The 14,502-nt window shown below is 67.5% G+C and carries 11 protein-coding genes; 9 read left to right on the top strand and 2 right to left on the bottom strand.

Translation table 11 applies throughout. The annotated features are described in order from the left end of the window. Positions 1–26 precede the first annotated feature (26 nt). Together AC3WRT_RS02235 and AC3WRT_RS02230 are read left to right on the top strand one after the other, a co-directional pair. Positions 27–1,064: an S-methyl thiohydantoin desulfurase domain-containing protein gene (locus tag AC3WRT_RS02235; protein ID WP_492718623.1), complete on the top strand. Its 1,038-nt coding sequence runs from the start codon at positions 27–29 to the stop codon at positions 1,062–1,064. Next, positions 1,058–2,554: a PucR family transcriptional regulator gene (locus AC3WRT_RS02230; RefSeq protein ID WP_492718621.1), complete on the top strand. Its 1,497-nt coding sequence runs from the start codon at positions 1,058–1,060 to the stop codon at positions 2,552–2,554. Before AC3WRT_RS02235 ends, AC3WRT_RS02230 begins: the two co-directional genes overlap by 7 nt. Before the next feature lie 51 nt (positions 2,555–2,605). Here the strand turns inward: AC3WRT_RS02230 and pepE are convergent, their stop codons facing one another. Next, positions 2,606–3,343: a dipeptidase PepE gene (gene pepE / locus AC3WRT_RS02225; RefSeq protein ID WP_492718619.1), complete on the bottom strand. Its 738-nt coding sequence runs from the start codon at positions 3,341–3,343 to the stop codon at positions 2,606–2,608. 38 nt (positions 3,344–3,381) lie between these two features. Beyond that, complete coding sequence (locus tag AC3WRT_RS02220) at positions 3,382–4,203, bottom strand: IclR family transcriptional regulator (protein ID WP_492718617.1); 822 nt, start codon at positions 4,201–4,203, stop codon at positions 3,382–3,384. A 160-nt stretch (positions 4,204–4,363) separates the two neighbouring features. On the opposite strand from AC3WRT_RS02220, the gene AC3WRT_RS02215 reads away from it, so the two are divergent. From AC3WRT_RS02215 to AC3WRT_RS02185, 7 genes are all read left to right on the top strand, one after another. Beyond that, positions 4,364–5,371 carry an ABC transporter permease gene (locus AC3WRT_RS02215; RefSeq protein WP_492718615.1) on the top strand — a complete coding sequence of 336 codons (1,008 nt, stop codon included), beginning with the start codon at positions 4,364–4,366 and terminating at the stop codon, positions 5,369–5,371. Beyond that, positions 5,364–6,317 (top strand): ABC transporter permease, encoded by a 954-nt coding sequence (locus AC3WRT_RS02210; protein WP_492718613.1) that lies wholly within the window; start codon positions 5,364–5,366, stop codon positions 6,315–6,317. Before AC3WRT_RS02215 ends, AC3WRT_RS02210 begins: the two co-directional genes overlap by 8 nt. Before the next feature lie 80 nt (positions 6,318–6,397). Continuing rightward, positions 6,398–7,978, top strand: a complete 1,581-nt coding sequence (locus AC3WRT_RS02205) for an ABC transporter substrate-binding protein (RefSeq protein WP_492718611.1) — start codon at positions 6,398–6,400, stop codon at positions 7,976–7,978. Positions 7,979–8,122: 144 nt separating this feature from the next. Beyond that, a complete protein-coding gene (locus AC3WRT_RS02200; protein WP_492718609.1) occupies positions 8,123–9,445 on the top strand; it encodes a M20 family metallopeptidase in 1,323 nt (440 codons plus the stop codon). After that, positions 9,442–10,398 (top strand): DUF1177 domain-containing protein, encoded by a 957-nt coding sequence (locus AC3WRT_RS02195; RefSeq protein WP_492718607.1) that lies wholly within the window; start codon positions 9,442–9,444, stop codon positions 10,396–10,398. The genes AC3WRT_RS02200 and AC3WRT_RS02195 overlap by 4 nt, the downstream gene beginning before the upstream one ends. A gap of 47 nt (positions 10,399–10,445) precedes the next feature. After that, a complete protein-coding gene (locus AC3WRT_RS02190; RefSeq protein ID WP_492718605.1) occupies positions 10,446–12,224 on the top strand; it encodes an ABC transporter ATP-binding protein in 1,779 nt (592 codons plus the stop codon). Then, entirely contained in the window at positions 12,221–12,925 is a 705-nt protein-coding gene (locus AC3WRT_RS02185; protein WP_492718603.1) for an AroM family protein, read from the top strand. The genes AC3WRT_RS02190 and AC3WRT_RS02185 overlap by 4 nt, the downstream gene beginning before the upstream one ends. Positions 12,926–14,502: the final 1,577 nt, after the last annotated feature.

The following is a 14,502-nucleotide window of genomic DNA, read 5'->3' as shown; positions in this document are numbered from 1 at the left end:
GACCGTGGTCCCTCTACGCTGGTCAGGTGCCGCTGACACTCCAGGCCGCGGACCTGCCGATGCTCTCCCGCGGATTCGCACTGCTCAGCTCGGGTGGTGGCGGGTCCCCGCACGTGGCTCAGCTCATCCTGACCCAGTCGGACCCGTGGCCCATCACCGTGCACGGCATCGATGAGCTCGCCCCGGCAACGCCGTGCGTCGCCGTCGGATACATCGGCTCGACGCTCCTGCTCGAGGAGCGGCTACCGGATGCCGACCCGTTCACTCCTGCCATCGCAGCGATCGAGCGGTGGCTCGGTGTCGAGTCCTCCGCGGTGTGCTCGATCGAGGGGGCCGGCCTCAATGGTCTGTCGACGCTCCAGCTCGCGGGTCGCCGCACCATCGTGGACGCCGACTGCATGGGACGAGCACTGCCGGACCTCGACCAGATCTCGCTCCTCGTCGATGCGCTGCCGGGACTGGTTGCGGCCACGCCGACGGGAGCCGGCGGTGTGGCCCTTGTCGATGGAGCCCGCCCCGAGGACGTCGAGCGCGTGCTCCGAACCGCCACGTTGTGCAACGGGGGGTGGGCTGGTTTCGCACTGGGCGGGTTCCAGGTAGGCGATCTTGCCGACCATGCCATAGCCGACGGCATCAAGCGAGCACGGACTCTGGGGAAGGCCATGGCCGCGGCCGATGGGCTACGGCCGACGGAGCTTGCGGCAGCTCTGGGCGGGACGCTGCTCGGAGCCGGACGCGTCGTCGCCAGCACGCAGGAGCCCGGCGCAGCCGGCGTGCACTCCTACGACGTGCGCACCGACGGCGGGGACGTGCTCCGCCTCGTGGCACGTTCGGAGTTCATCGCGTTGGTGCGCAACGGAGTTGTCGCCGCCTCCAGCCCGACCATCATCACCGTGTTCGACACCCTCAGCCGTGCCGCGCTGCAGGTGGACGAGCTTGCCGTCGGTAAGGACGTCATCATCCTTGGTCTTCCGCCCGCCGCGTGGTGGGCCGCCGATGCGAGGAGGCTCGCGCGCGCTCGCCCCAGCCGTTGGGGCATCGCAGGGTTGGAGGAGGTGTGCTGAACGCGGGGCTCACGCTTCAGGCCCTGCTCGAGCATCAGGACGCGGGAGGCCTAGCCCTCCTGATTGGAACCGAACGCAGCTGGGCCACGGTCGCGGTCGAGATCACGGAGCAGGACCTGCCAGATTCCGTCAGAGACGGACTGGCAGTGCTCACCACGCCGGCTCCCGCCGTGTCCTGGCAGGCCGACGCGCTGATTCGGCGGGTCCGAGACCGAGGCTTCACGGGGATCGCGCTGACCGGCGACCCGATCGGCGCAGGCAGCCGAGCCCTCGCGGAGCGACTCGGTGTCCTCGTGCTCCACGTCGACCACCCGACCCGGTTGGCACGAGCCTGCTGGCAGCTACTGGAGGCCCGTGACGCGCTGACGCTCTCCATCGTCCAGAAGATCGCGCGTTCCATCGAGTACCAGGCGCACGACCTCGGTGACCTGCTCAACCACGTCGCCGCCAACGTGGGACAGGGCATCGCGTTGATCGACCGAGAAGGGGTCCTCCAGAGCGCTGGTCAGCCCGTCCCCGCCTCCCTGCTTCATCGGATCGACTTCGGCCACTGGCTCGACATCGCGGAAACGAGCGAGGGGTTCGCCGCCTCCGTGCCGGTCGAGAGCCGGAGCAGGCACGGTCTTCGAATCGTCCTGCACGGCAGGAACGCCGGCGTCGCACATCGCAACGCGCTGGCGGCTGCCGTCGAGGTGCTGATGCCGATCGTGGCGGCCAGACTCCTGGTCGACGAGGTCGAGTCCGTGAGCGAGGTGTCCCGATCGTCAGGGCTTCTGGGTGACTTCCTCGAGAGCCGCGGCAACCTCAACCCCGAGGTGGAACAGCGGATGCTGGCACGAGGCTGGCGCGTCAGCGGCTACCACCTGGGTTTCCGAATGGTGGGCCGCGGCCGTGTCGACCCGCTGGAGCTGCTTCGCTTCCTGACGTCCAAGCTGGCTCTGCTGCCGGTCGACTCCCACGCCACCACCCGGGGCGCCGGCGTCACCGGCTGGCTGACGGTCCCTCACGCCCCGACGCCCTCACAGGTTGCGCACCACGTGCGAGAGCTGCACGAGCTGCACTCCTCGGCGCTGTCCACCTTCCCCATAGCCACCGGCGTCGGCTCGTTGGGTTCGGGAAGCGAAGGGCTGGCCACGACCCTCGGTGAGGCTCGAGACGCGGCGCGGCTGGCCGCGGACCGCGCACGAGCCGGCTGGTTCGTCCCCATCGACAGCCTCGGTCTGGAGCAGTTGCTGCTTTCATGGACCAGCAGTGACACGTTCGCCCCCGCCGCCCAGTCCCTGCTCGGCCCGCTGAGCGAGACGGACCGCCACACGCTGTCCGCCTACCTCGACGAGGAGTCGTCGGTCCTCGCGACGGCGCATCGCCTGGGACTGCACCGCAACACCGTCTCGGCTCGCATCCAACGCATCCAAGCCGCTCTCGGCACCGACCTCGGCGATCCCGAAACCCGGCTGGCTCTCCAGCTGGCCTGCCGGGTCGCACGCTGACGCGGCACGTCACCGCGCGGTAGCCCAAAAACGGGCCGTGATGGCACTCCGTCAGGCGCCTACGAGAGGAACATCGAAGATGCCGCCCTCCCCTGTCAGCCACGTCAGGTCCGTTCCCGCGCACAGCTCAAGCGGGGCGGCGCCTCGCCGGAAGAGCCTGGCCCCTGCCGTTCCGCCGCCGAGCTGCGCAACTCCCTCCACCGTGACGCGCAGCCACGTCCCCTCGCGCAGACCGAGGACGGGAACGTCGTTCTCCTCAAGAAACTGGATCAGCCGCTCTTCCCGCGTCTCTCCTTGGTGCGTGGAGTGCGGATCAGGATCGAGGTAGTGCGGGTTGATCTGGAAAGGCACCAGGCCCAGCGTCTCGAAAGACGGCGGCTGCACGATCGGCATGTCGTTGGTGGTGCGCAGAGACGGGGCAGCGACGTTGGTTCCTGCGCTGGATCCGATGTAGGGCATGCCTTCGCGCGCCTTGGCGCGGAGGACGTCGATCAGGCCGGACCGGTGCAGGGCGTCGACGAGACGGAACGTGTTGCCGCCGCCGATGAAGACGGCCTCGGCGCGGTCGATCACCTCGCGCGACTTCCCCTGATGCGCACCCATGACCTCGATCCCGAGGGGCTCCAGCGCCCGTCGAACGAGGCTGGTGTACGCGGCGTGGTCGCCCAGCGCGAAGGGGACGAAGACCAACGAAGTCCGGCCAGCGAGAACCTCTTGGATTGCCTCCAAGGCGTGCTCGAGGTAGCCGCGGCCGGGCGCGGTCGAGTTGGACAGCAAGAGCAAGTTCATCGGATCTCCGTGAAATGGGGTACTCATGGCGCCAGAGGTCAACCGGCGGTGCGCGTGTCTCTACGGCGGTTCGCCGGTGGAGCCGTCCTGCTGTCGAGCAGGGCGGTGAGTTGCTCGGCCGAGGCCTTGAGGGCGGGGAGATGGTCGCGGATGTCGTCTGCGCGCTCTGGGTACTTGCTCTCTCCGAGGCTGAGCGAGCCGACCGGGCGGCCACGCAGGATGATCGGCATCGCCAGGGCCCTTGTGCCGTAGTCGTACTCGCCCTCGGAGTACGCGTACCCCTGGCCCACCGTCTCCACGAAGAGCCGCTCCAACTCGCCCTCGTCGACGGTGGACAGCTCGGTGAACTTGGCGAAAACGCGCCCTGAGATCAGGGCCCGGCGCTCGTTGCTGTCGAGGAAGGCGAAGTAGCCGCGAGACGTGGCGCCGGTGTTGGCGGGGTACAGCTCACCGACGAGCGGGTGGCTGCGTAGCGGGCCGCCGCCGTCGACCGCAGCCACGCACCGCACGTGCAGGCCGTCAGGGACGGCGAACAGGGCTGTCCGGTCGGTCTGCATGGCGAGCGGTTCAAGGACCTGCTGGGCCAACGCGGCGAGCCCGCCCGTGCGCTCCCACAGTGCGGCCATGCGCCACATCGTCGGGCCGAGGCTGTAGCGCCGGGTGACCGGATCGGCATGGAGAAAGCCCCGAGCGGCTAGCGACGCGAGAATGCGCTGAGCCGTGGACTTGTCGATGTCGAAGGCGCCGGCCAGCTCGAGCACACCCCAGTCCCTGCGGCGCTCGGAGTACGACAGGAGCACTTCCAGAGCGCGATCGACGGTCTGGAGCGGGGGCCTGGTGGTGCTGCCGTTGGCTGTCATGCGCGGGATTCTCCTGTGTTGCAGGGACGTCCGAACGGTACCGCGTCACTTTGTCGCCTGAGACGCAATCTCAAATAAAGAGAAAGCGTTGCGCGCCCGATCGCGTCGGGCGAATCCTTGGCCGCAGCCAGACCAACGATGCGCAGATTGGAGGTGAGCCGTGAACCACGTGCTACGTCGTGCTCTCGCGATGATCCCGGCCTTGGTGGGTGTCGTCGTCTGCATCTTCCTGCTGACTCGAGTGCTGCCCGGCGATCCTGCCCGGACCCTTGCGGGCGAGCAGGCCGACCCGGCCACCGTCGACAAGATCAGAAGCCAGATGGGCCTGGACCAGCCCCTGGTCGTCCAGTTCCTGCGCTACCTTCGGGATCTCGCGGGCGGCGACCTCGGCTTCGCGTGGCACACCGGCCAGCCGGTTCTGACCGACTTCGCGTCGCGCCTGCCCGCGACGATCGAACTCGCCATCGTCGCCGTGGTCATCTCGCTGCTCATCGGCGTACCGATGGGCGTCATCAGCGCAACGCGCCGTGACCGACCGGTGGATCACGCGAGCCGGGTCTTCTCCCTCCTCGGCGCGTCGATGCCTCTGTTCTGGCTCGCCCTCATGGTCATCTTCGTCTTCTACAACAAGCTCGGCTGGGAGCCAGCCCCGCTGGGACGCATCGCCCAGGACGTCCACCCGCCGACCGGGATCACCGGACTCTACGTCGTGGACTCTCTGATCACCGGCGACGTCGTGGCCCTCCAGTCCTCGCTGGCGCACATCATCTGGCCGGCGTTGTGCCTGGCCACGGGCAGCACCGCGATCATCGCCCGGATGACCCGTTCGGAGATGCTCGAGGTCATCAACCAGGACTACGTCCGCACAGCCCGCTCCAAGGGTCTCCCGCCGGCGAAGGTCATCCTCAAGCACGCCCTCAAGAACGCGTCCCCCGTCGTCGTCACCGTCGTCGGCCTCCAGTTCGGCATGCTCCTCGGCGGCGCCGTCATCACCGAGACCGTCTTCAGCTGGCCCGGCGTCGGCTCGTACGTCGTGCAGTCAGTGCTCGCCACCGACTATGCGCCCGTGCAGGCGTTCACGCTGATCGCCGCCATCATCTACTTGACCGTCAACCTCTGTGTCGACCTGGTCAACGCCCGACTGGACCCGAGGATCGAGCATGCCTGAGGCAACGGTATCTACGGCACCGCCCGCCACCACCGGTACACCCGCCCAGTCGGGACACGCCTCGGCGCCCGGGCCCCGACGGGCGGCCCGTCCGGCAGCTCCCGGACGGCCCACGACCGCCTGGCGCCTGCTGCTGCGCAACCCGCTCGCCATGGTGGGGCTGGCCTTCATCGCCGTGTGGACGTTCGGTGCCGTGGTCGTCATGTTCCTCCCCAACTCGCCCACGGCAACCGGCGTCGGCGGGCTGCTCGAACCGCCGTCTGGCGCGCACCCCTTCGGCACCGACAACTTCGGGCGGGACATTCTCGCCCGAGTCCTCGCCGGCGGTCAGGTGTCCCTGTGGACGGGCCTCATCGCCGTGGGCATCTCGCTCCTCGTCGGGGTGCCGATCGGCGCCATCTCAGGCTTCGTCGGCGGCAAGGTCGGCTCCGTGCTCATGCGCGTCATGGACGTGCTGCTCGCGTTCCCGTCCCTCGTCCTCGCGATGGCCATCGCGGCGGCCCTCGGGCCAGGCATGACCAGCGCCATGATCGCCGTCGGCATCGTCGGCATCCCCGAGTTCGCCCGCATCGTGTACGGCCAGACCCGATCCCTGCGAGAACGAGACTTCGTCGAGGCGGGGCGAGCCCTAGGACTGCGCGATCGCACCATCCTCGTCCGACACATCATCCCCAACACCGTCGCGCCGATCCTCGTCAGGTCCACCCTCGGCATGGGCTACGCGATCCTGACGGCCGCCTCCCTCAGCTTCATCGGCCTCGGCGCGCAGCCGCCGACACCCGAATGGGGCGTCATGATCAGTGACGGGCGCGGCTACATCATCAGCGGCGAGTGGTGGATGACCGTCTTCCCCGGGATCGCGATCGCCACGTCCATCCTCGGCTTCAACCTGCTCGGAGACGGGCTACGGGACGTGCTCGACCCGCGCCTTCGTACCAGCCGGTGAACTCCACTCAACGGACCTGAGCATCACACGTGCTCACTGAACGACCCCATCGAACCATTGCAACCCTCAAGGAGATTCGCGTGAAGCGCACCGTCACAGCCGCCGCTGCCGTCGCCCTCACCTTCGCCGCCGCAGGCTGCGGAGCCAACGCCAACCAGGGCGGCTCCACAGCGAGCGGCGCAACAGGCGCCAAGGACACCCTCGTCGCCGCCTACTCGGAGGGCGGGAAGACGCTCAACCCGGCCGAGGCCAACGACGTCACCTCCGACACCTTCGTCGTCGCGGCCTACGACCAGCTTGTCACCTACGGCCGCACCACAACCGGCGGCAAACCGACGGCCAAGACCGACCAGATCGTGCCGATGCTGGCCGAATCCTGGAAGGCGACCGGCGACGACAAGACCTACACCTTCAGCCTCCGCAAGAACATCAAGTTCGAGGACGGGTCGCCGCTCGACTCCGATGACGTCGTGAAGTCGTTTGACTTCATCAAGAAGTCGCAGTCGGCGAGCTTCCTCTACGGCATGGCCGGCATCTCTTCAGTCAAGGCCCTCGACCCGCAGACGGTGCAGATCTCCCTGACCGCGCCGAACCACCTGTTCTTGCAGATCCTGCCGATGTACTCCTTCTCGATCATCAACATCGACGCGGTTGAGAAGAACGGCGGCGCGAAGTGGCTCGACACCCACACCGCCGGCTCTGGGCCCTACCGAGTGACGAAGTGGGACCCCGCGACCGAAGCGGTCCTGCAGCGCAACGACGCCTACTGGGGTGACAAGCCTGCCCTGCGCCAGGTGAACACGAAGTTCATCGGAGAGGCAAGCAACCGCGTACAGCTTCTCTCCAAGGGAGAGGTCGACCTGGCACTCGAAGCGCCCGCCAAGGATGTCGACGCGCTCTCCAAGCAGCAGGGTGTCGTCATCGACTCGCGCGCGAGCAACAAGATCCTCTTCTTCGCGATGAACAACGCCATCAAGCCCTTCGACAACGCGAAGGTTCGCCAGGCGATCACCTACGCGATCCCGTACGAGAAGCTGGTCTCGGACGTCATGAAGGGACAGGCCTCTCCGATGCGGTCGGCCGTCGCCAGCTCCACCCCCGGCTTCACCGACGCCAGCTACGACGCGAAGTACGACCTCGAGAAGGCCAAGGCTCTTCTGGCCGAGGCCGGCTATCCCAGCGGCTTCAGCTTCGACTTCACCTTGGGCAGCGGGTTCGACGACTGGTCGGACGACGCCGTCCTCATCCAGGCCGAGCTCGCGAAGATCGGCGTGACGATGAACATTCGCAAGATGGCACGTCCGCAGTTCCTCGAGGCGCTCGCGACGAAGAAGGTGCAGAGCTACATCAGCCGCTGGACCTCCTTCGTCAACGACCCCGGCTACCACCTGGGACTGCTCATGACGAGCTCCGGCTCCAGCAACTACATGAACTACCACAACGCCCAGGTCGACAGCCTGTGGACGCAAGCGGCCACCGAACCTGACCAGGGCAAGCGCAACGAGCTCTACGGCAAGGCCCAAGGCCTCATCAACGCCGACGCGCCCTGGGCATACCTCTACGAGTACAACATCGTCGTGGCCGAGCGCGAGGGCGTGCAGGGTTACACGTCATACCCGGACGGGATCATCCGGTTCTTCCAGCTCAGCCACAAGGCCTGAGCGTCAACGAGGTATGCCGTCGAGCCTGCTCCCACCATCAGAGCGGCTCGGCGGCCTCCCTTCCTAACGCACGCAAATCGCCCGCTCAGTCGAATACGTACCTTGGAGCATGACTTGACCGCACCGTCGCCCACCTCGCCCACCTTGACGTCAATCGAGTGGGAAGCACGGGTCCTCGAGGAGATCGAGCGCACCCGTGACGAGCTCATCAGGCTCGCCGGTGACCTCATCCGGATTCCGAGCGAAAACCCGCCCGGTGACTGCACCGAGGTCGGGAACTTCATCGCCGACCACCTGCGCACCAACGGTCTAGAGCCAGAAACTCTCGACGCGGGTGAAGGTCGCCTCAACATCGTCGTCCACCGTGCCGCCTCCACTGCAACGGCGGGTGACGACTCCGCGATACGAGGACGGCACCTCGTCCTGGCCGGGCACACTGACGTCGTGCCGGTCGGTGACCTGTCCCGTTGGAGTTTCCCACCTTTCGCCGGCGACGTCGTCGACGGCCACCTGCGCGGCCGCGGCGCAAGTGACATGAAAGCGGGGCTCGCTGGCCTGATCCACACGCTCGTCGTGCTGCACCGACTCGGGGTCCCGCTCGCGGGTCGCCTCTCGCTCGCGGCCGTGCCGGACGAGGAGCAGGGAGGCCCGCGCGGCGCCGACTGGCTCCTCGACCAAGGGGTACTCGACGGCGCCACCGGCGCGATCATCGCCGAGCCGGCCGAGCGCACCCACCCGACGATCGGGCAGAAGGGCAGCAACTGGTTCCGGATGACGATCGAGGGCAAGCCGGGTCACGGCAGCCTCCAGCCGCTCAACGGCGTCAGCGCGAACCTCCTCGCAGCCAAGGCGATCGTCGCCCTGCAGAAGCTGTGGGAGATGACGCCGTCGCCTCCCGACGACGTGCGTGAGCTCATCGAACGGTCGAAGACGTTCGCCGAGGAGCGGGAAGGCTACGCACCCGGCATCGGGGCCGTCTTCGAGCACGTAACCGTGAACATCGGCACAGTCAACGGCGGCACCTCCTCCAACGTTGTCGCCGACCGGTGCGTGGTCGACGTCGACACCCGCGTCCCGATCGGCCTCACCCGAGCCGAAGTGCTAGCACGCGTCGACGAGCTGCTTGCCGCGGCCGGCGTCGAGGCCTCGATCGAGCCGATCGGCTTCCGCAGCGAGCCGAACTGGACGCTGGCGACCGACCCGATCGTCCAGGACCTCGTCGAGGCGCTTCGTGAACTCACCGGCGAGCCGACCGCCGAAGGGGTCCTGCAGTGGGCCTCCTCCGACGCGCGCACCTTCCGCAGCCACGGCATCCCCGTGCTCCAGTACGGGCCCGCCGAGCTGGCCACCATCCACGGCTTCGACGAGAAGGCGCCGGTCGCCGACGTCGTACTCGCGGCCAAGACCTATGCCCTCACCGCCCTCCGGTACCTCGGCGTCACCGAGTCCCAGAACGAAAGCGAATGACAGTGCTGTCTCACGTTCTCCAGGTCCTCGACCTTCTCGACCGCCCAGACGCGACCGGCGAGCTCGTCGCCCAGCACCTCCGAGCGTTCAGCGACGACGCATGTACCATCACCGTCGAGCCGGTGACCGGCCACCTCGGCACCACCGACTTCATCTCGATCACGATCCCGGGCAGCCACGGCCGCACCGTCGGCGGGGATGCCCCAACCCTCGGAATCATCGGTCGCCTCGGCGGGATCGGGGCCCGGCCGGAGCTCATCGGCTACGTGTCCGACGGTGACGGCGCCACCGCAGCGGTGGCCGCCGCCGCCAAGCTGCTCAGCATGCACGAGCGTGGCGACGTCCTCCCCGGCGACGTCGTGGTCTCCACGCACATCTGCCCGAACGCGCCCACACGCCCGCACAAGCCGGTGCCCTTCATGGACTCGCCCGTGGACATCACCGCGATGAACGAGCACGAGGTGACGTCGACCATGGACGCCGTCCTGTCGATCGACACGACCAAGGGCAACCGCCTCATCAACCACCGCGGCATCGCGATCTCCCCGACCGTCAGGGCCGGCTACATCCTCCCGCCGAGCGACGACCTCGTCGCCGTCCTTGAGACGGTGTCAGGTGAGCCCGCGGTCGTCTTCCCCCTGGCGACACAAGACATCACCCCGTACGGCAACGGCTTGCACCATCTCAACTCGATCCTCCAGCCTGCCGTCGCCACGGGTGCACCCGTCGTCGGGGTGGCCATCACCACGGTGACTCCGGTGGCCGGATGTGCCACTGGCGCCAGCCATGAGGGAGACATCGCCCTAGCGGCCCGATTCACCATCGAGGTGGCCAAGGGCTTCACCGCCGGTCTGGTCTCGTTCTTCGACGCCGACGAGGCGGCGCTCATCGAACAGCTGTACGGCGCCGCCACTCACCTGCAGACCCTCGGTGCGGCCCCCGTGCCCGCCTGAGCCAAGCCAGCGTCATAAGCAATCGCTTCCCCTCCAAGGAGATCGACATGGACGACACGCTGCTCTCGATCGAGGACCTCTGCGTCCGCATCGACACCTCCCGCGGTCCGATCGAGCCGGTCCGCCACCTCGACCTGACCATCGGGCGAGGCGAGATGGTCGGGCTCGTTGGGGAGTCTGGATCCGGCAAGAGCGTCACCGCCATGTCGATCACAGGGCTACTCCCGGCGCGTCAGGCTCGCGTCACCGGTGGACATATCCGCTTCGACGGCCGCGACCTGGCAACCATGTCCGACCGGAAGATGCGTGAGGTCCGCGGCAAGGACATCGCGACGATCTTCCAAGAACCTATGACAGCGCTCAACCCGGTCTTCACCATCCGAAACCAGATGACCGAGCCGTTGCGTCAGCACCTGCGCATGGGGCGCCGGCAGGCCGCCGATCGCGCGCGCGAACTGCTCGACATGGTGGGGATCCGCGACACCGCACGAGTGCTTGCTGGCTATCCACACGAACTGTCCGGCGGCATGCGGCAGCGCGTCATGATCGCCATGGCGATGGCCTGTGAGCCGAAGCTGCTCATCGCCGATGAGCCGACCACGGCCCTCGACGTGACGACGCAGCTGCAGATTCTCGAGCTCATCGTGGACCTGCAAGCGCAGCACGACACCGCAGTTCTGCTCATCACGCATGACCTGGGTGTCGTCGCCCAGACGTGCGCCCGGGTCGCCGTGATGTGCGACGGCGAGCTGCAGGAAACCGCGGCGACGCAGCAGTTGTTCTCGGCCCCGCAAGTCGATTACACGAAGCGACTGCTGAGCTTCATCCCATCGGCCAACGAACAGGTGGTCGAAGCGGTGGAGGCCCTCGCACATGCCGGCCCGGCCCCGCGTGAAACTGCGTCTGTCGCCACGGCCAGCGCCGGAACCCTTGAGGCGCCAGTGCTGCTCGATGTGAAGAACCTGACGAAGGTGTTCATCGGACGGCGGCGACTGGGCAAGCCTGCCGCGACCGTCAAGGCGGTCGATGGCGTGTCCTTCCAGGTCCGCCGTGGTAAGACGCTCGCCATCGTGGGGGAGTCTGGATCTGGGAAGTCCACTACCGGGCGGTCCTTGCTCCGGCTGCACGAGCCGACCTCCGGAGCCGTCACCTTCGACGGAACGGACCTGCTGGCCGTGGACGACGAGCGGTTGCGGGCCTTACGAGCACAGATGCAGATCGTCTTCCAAGACACCTACGCCTCCTTGGACCCACGGTGGACGATCCACCGCACACTCGCCGAACCGCTCCGCCTGCACACCGACCTCGACGAAAACGGCATCCGGGCGAGGATCGTGGAGGTGCTCGAGACGGTCGGGCTCGGGGAGGAGCACATCGACCGATTCCCCCACGAGTTCTCGGGGGGCCAGCGCCAGCGAATCGGCATCGCCCGAGCTCTCATACTCAACCCGAGACTGGTTGTCTGCGACGAACCGGTGTCCGCGCTGGACGTCTCCGTGCAGGCGCAGGTGCTCGACCTCATGAAGCAACTACAGACCGACCTAGGGCTCACCTACGTCTTCATCTCCCACGACCTGTCGGTCGTCAAGATGATGGCCGACGAGATCGTCGTGATGAGCCAAGGGCGCGTCGTCGAGCAGGGAACCGTCGACCAGATCTTCCGCTCGCCCCAACATCCGTACACGCGTGCGCTGTTGGCAGCCATCCCCGTCGCTGACCCCGGAACCCGAGTCGATCGGGCGGCGCGACGCAGGATCGTCGAACAGGGCCTCGCAGCCTCGAACGACGTCGCGCCCGTCGGCGACAGCGACGAGGCGGTGGCATGAGCGACGCAGTGGCAGTCACCGGGGGTCGCCTCGGCCTAGTGACGATCGGGCAGGCCCCGCGCAGCGACCTGATCCCCGACGTGGCTGATGTGTTGGCCGGCGTGGAGTGGGTCGAGCACGGCGCTCTCGACCCACTCTCACCGGAGGAGATCGCTGGGCTTGCGCCCCAGGGCGAGGAGCGCGAGCTGGTGTCTAGACTGCGCGATGGCACGAGTGCGCGCCTGGGCGCCGCCTCCATCGCCGGGCACCTCGACCGCGCCATCCAGGACTGCGCCTCCGACGGCTGCGGTGTGGTGCTGGTGCTCTGCACCGGGCGCGTGGAGCATGGTGCAGCCACCGTGCCAGTACTCCATGCCGAGAATCTCGCGCACGCGGAAATGACACGAATCCTGGGGCAGGGGTCATTAGGCGTCGTGTGTCCGTTGCCGGCGCAGCTTGCAGACATCCAGGCACGATGGTCTACGCGGCTCGGTCGACCCGTCAGCACAGCGTCCGTCGACCCGTACACCGCGCTCCCGGCTGCCCATGCGAGAGCCGGCCAGACCTTGGCCCGCGCCAACGTCGATCACATCTTCCTCGACTGCATCGGCTACACCCGGCAACACGCGTCGGTCGTCGCCGCCACCGGAGTCCAGACACACGCTGCCCGCATCCTCGCCGTTCGGGCCGCAGTGAGACAGCTTGCGAGCACGGCGTCGTAACAACCGACGCAACCTACGCGCGGCGAAGGTGACGGCGTGTCACCGCGCAAGCGGGCTTGGCATTCTCGCGGTGCCGACCCAAGGGACTACAGATTCCGGCTGGCTTCGCGCCTCGGTGTCACATCGCACGCGTCCGCAGTCGGAGCGCAGAGCAGCAGTCACCCCCGAACCTCTACCTTCGCTGTCAGATGACCCACGCCTCCGGGAGTAGGGGTGGACCGAAACCGCCGTCTTCCTTCGGTGGGCGATGTGATGGAGCTCGACATCGATGGCCTCGGGTTACAGCGACAAATGGTCAAAGCATTGGGGCTGCATAGAGTCGGGACCGGCAGCGATCGCTCCAGGCGCAGCCGCCCGCGCGATGGCGCGTAAGCGTCGGCTCAGTGCCCACGCTCCCTGCGTGACCCTGACGCCGGCGGGCGACTGACGCTCAGTGTGAGCGATTTGTGTCGAGTGTCTGTGGGGAATCCGTGGGGAAGTTTCGCATTGCGCTGAGTTTGCGCTGGTCAGCGGATCCCGTTGTCCGGACTGTAAAAATCCGTCGCGAGAGCTACGAAGGTTCGAATCCTTCACCTGCCACCCAGTGCCCCGAGAGGCCCTGACCAGCGGAGACGCCGGCCAGGGCCTCTTGCATGTACGGGGGCGGGGTATGCGGCAGCGCGGATTCCGAAGGTGGAAGGAGAAGGCCTCTGACCTGCGCAAACGTGGCGGGATCTCAGCGCTGTGGGGAAATCGTGGGGAAATCAGGGGTGCGCGCAGGGTCGGTCCGTTGCGGTTGCAGGCCTGACCTGCGCCGATGCCGGGGGCAGGGGTATGCAATCGCGACGGACGACCGCTCCGTCGTTGTTCCGGGATGGCTTCTCCGCATTTGGGCCGCTGCAACTGACCCGGAGCCACCGCCGATGATAGGTGCCTGCCGCGCTGCACCGTCAGAGCCATGCGTTGACCCGGCGCGCCCCGCAGCCGTTGATGCGCTAGTCGGGGCTGCTCGAAGTCAGCCGCGCCAATGGCGTCCGGACGAGGATCCCGCGCAGTGGAGTCGACCCGTGCCCGGATCTGGTCGTAGCCCGCGACTCCGCGACGGCGCCCCCGACCAACCCGGCGTCGATGCATCACCGATGCCAGAGATTCTCGGTTGGTGCACGCCGCGTTTGTCGCCGACGTCATCCTCCGACGGGTCACGGGCTGGCAGCCGTGAAAAGCCTACACACTGACCTTCCTCGCAAGTTTGGTCAGGGCCTCTGATAGACGGACTCGTGGCAGACGGGACGCCACTGGCCGGTCCTCCACTCCGACAAGGGAGTCCAGCACCTGGCGGCGCCACACCTAGACGCCTGACACACGCCGGCGCGGAGTCGCCTCGCTCGGCCCGTCCGGGAGCTCTTACGACGATGCCCTTGCGGTGGGGTTCAACTCGCGCTTCGAGGCCGAGCTCATCCGCGCGTGCGGCCCACGGGGCTGCATCGATGGCCTTGAGACCGCGGTCACGGAGTTCATCGACTGGTAGATCCGCAGGCGCCTTCCCGGCGAGATCGCGCTCAACCGCTGATCCGGTACGAGGACCACGCTGACCGGCA

Source organism: Terrabacter sp. FW104-15G4B (genome assembly GCF_058790095.1).
Note: the sequence above shows the minus strand (reverse complement) of the source record. Positions and strands in the feature narration are given on the sequence as shown.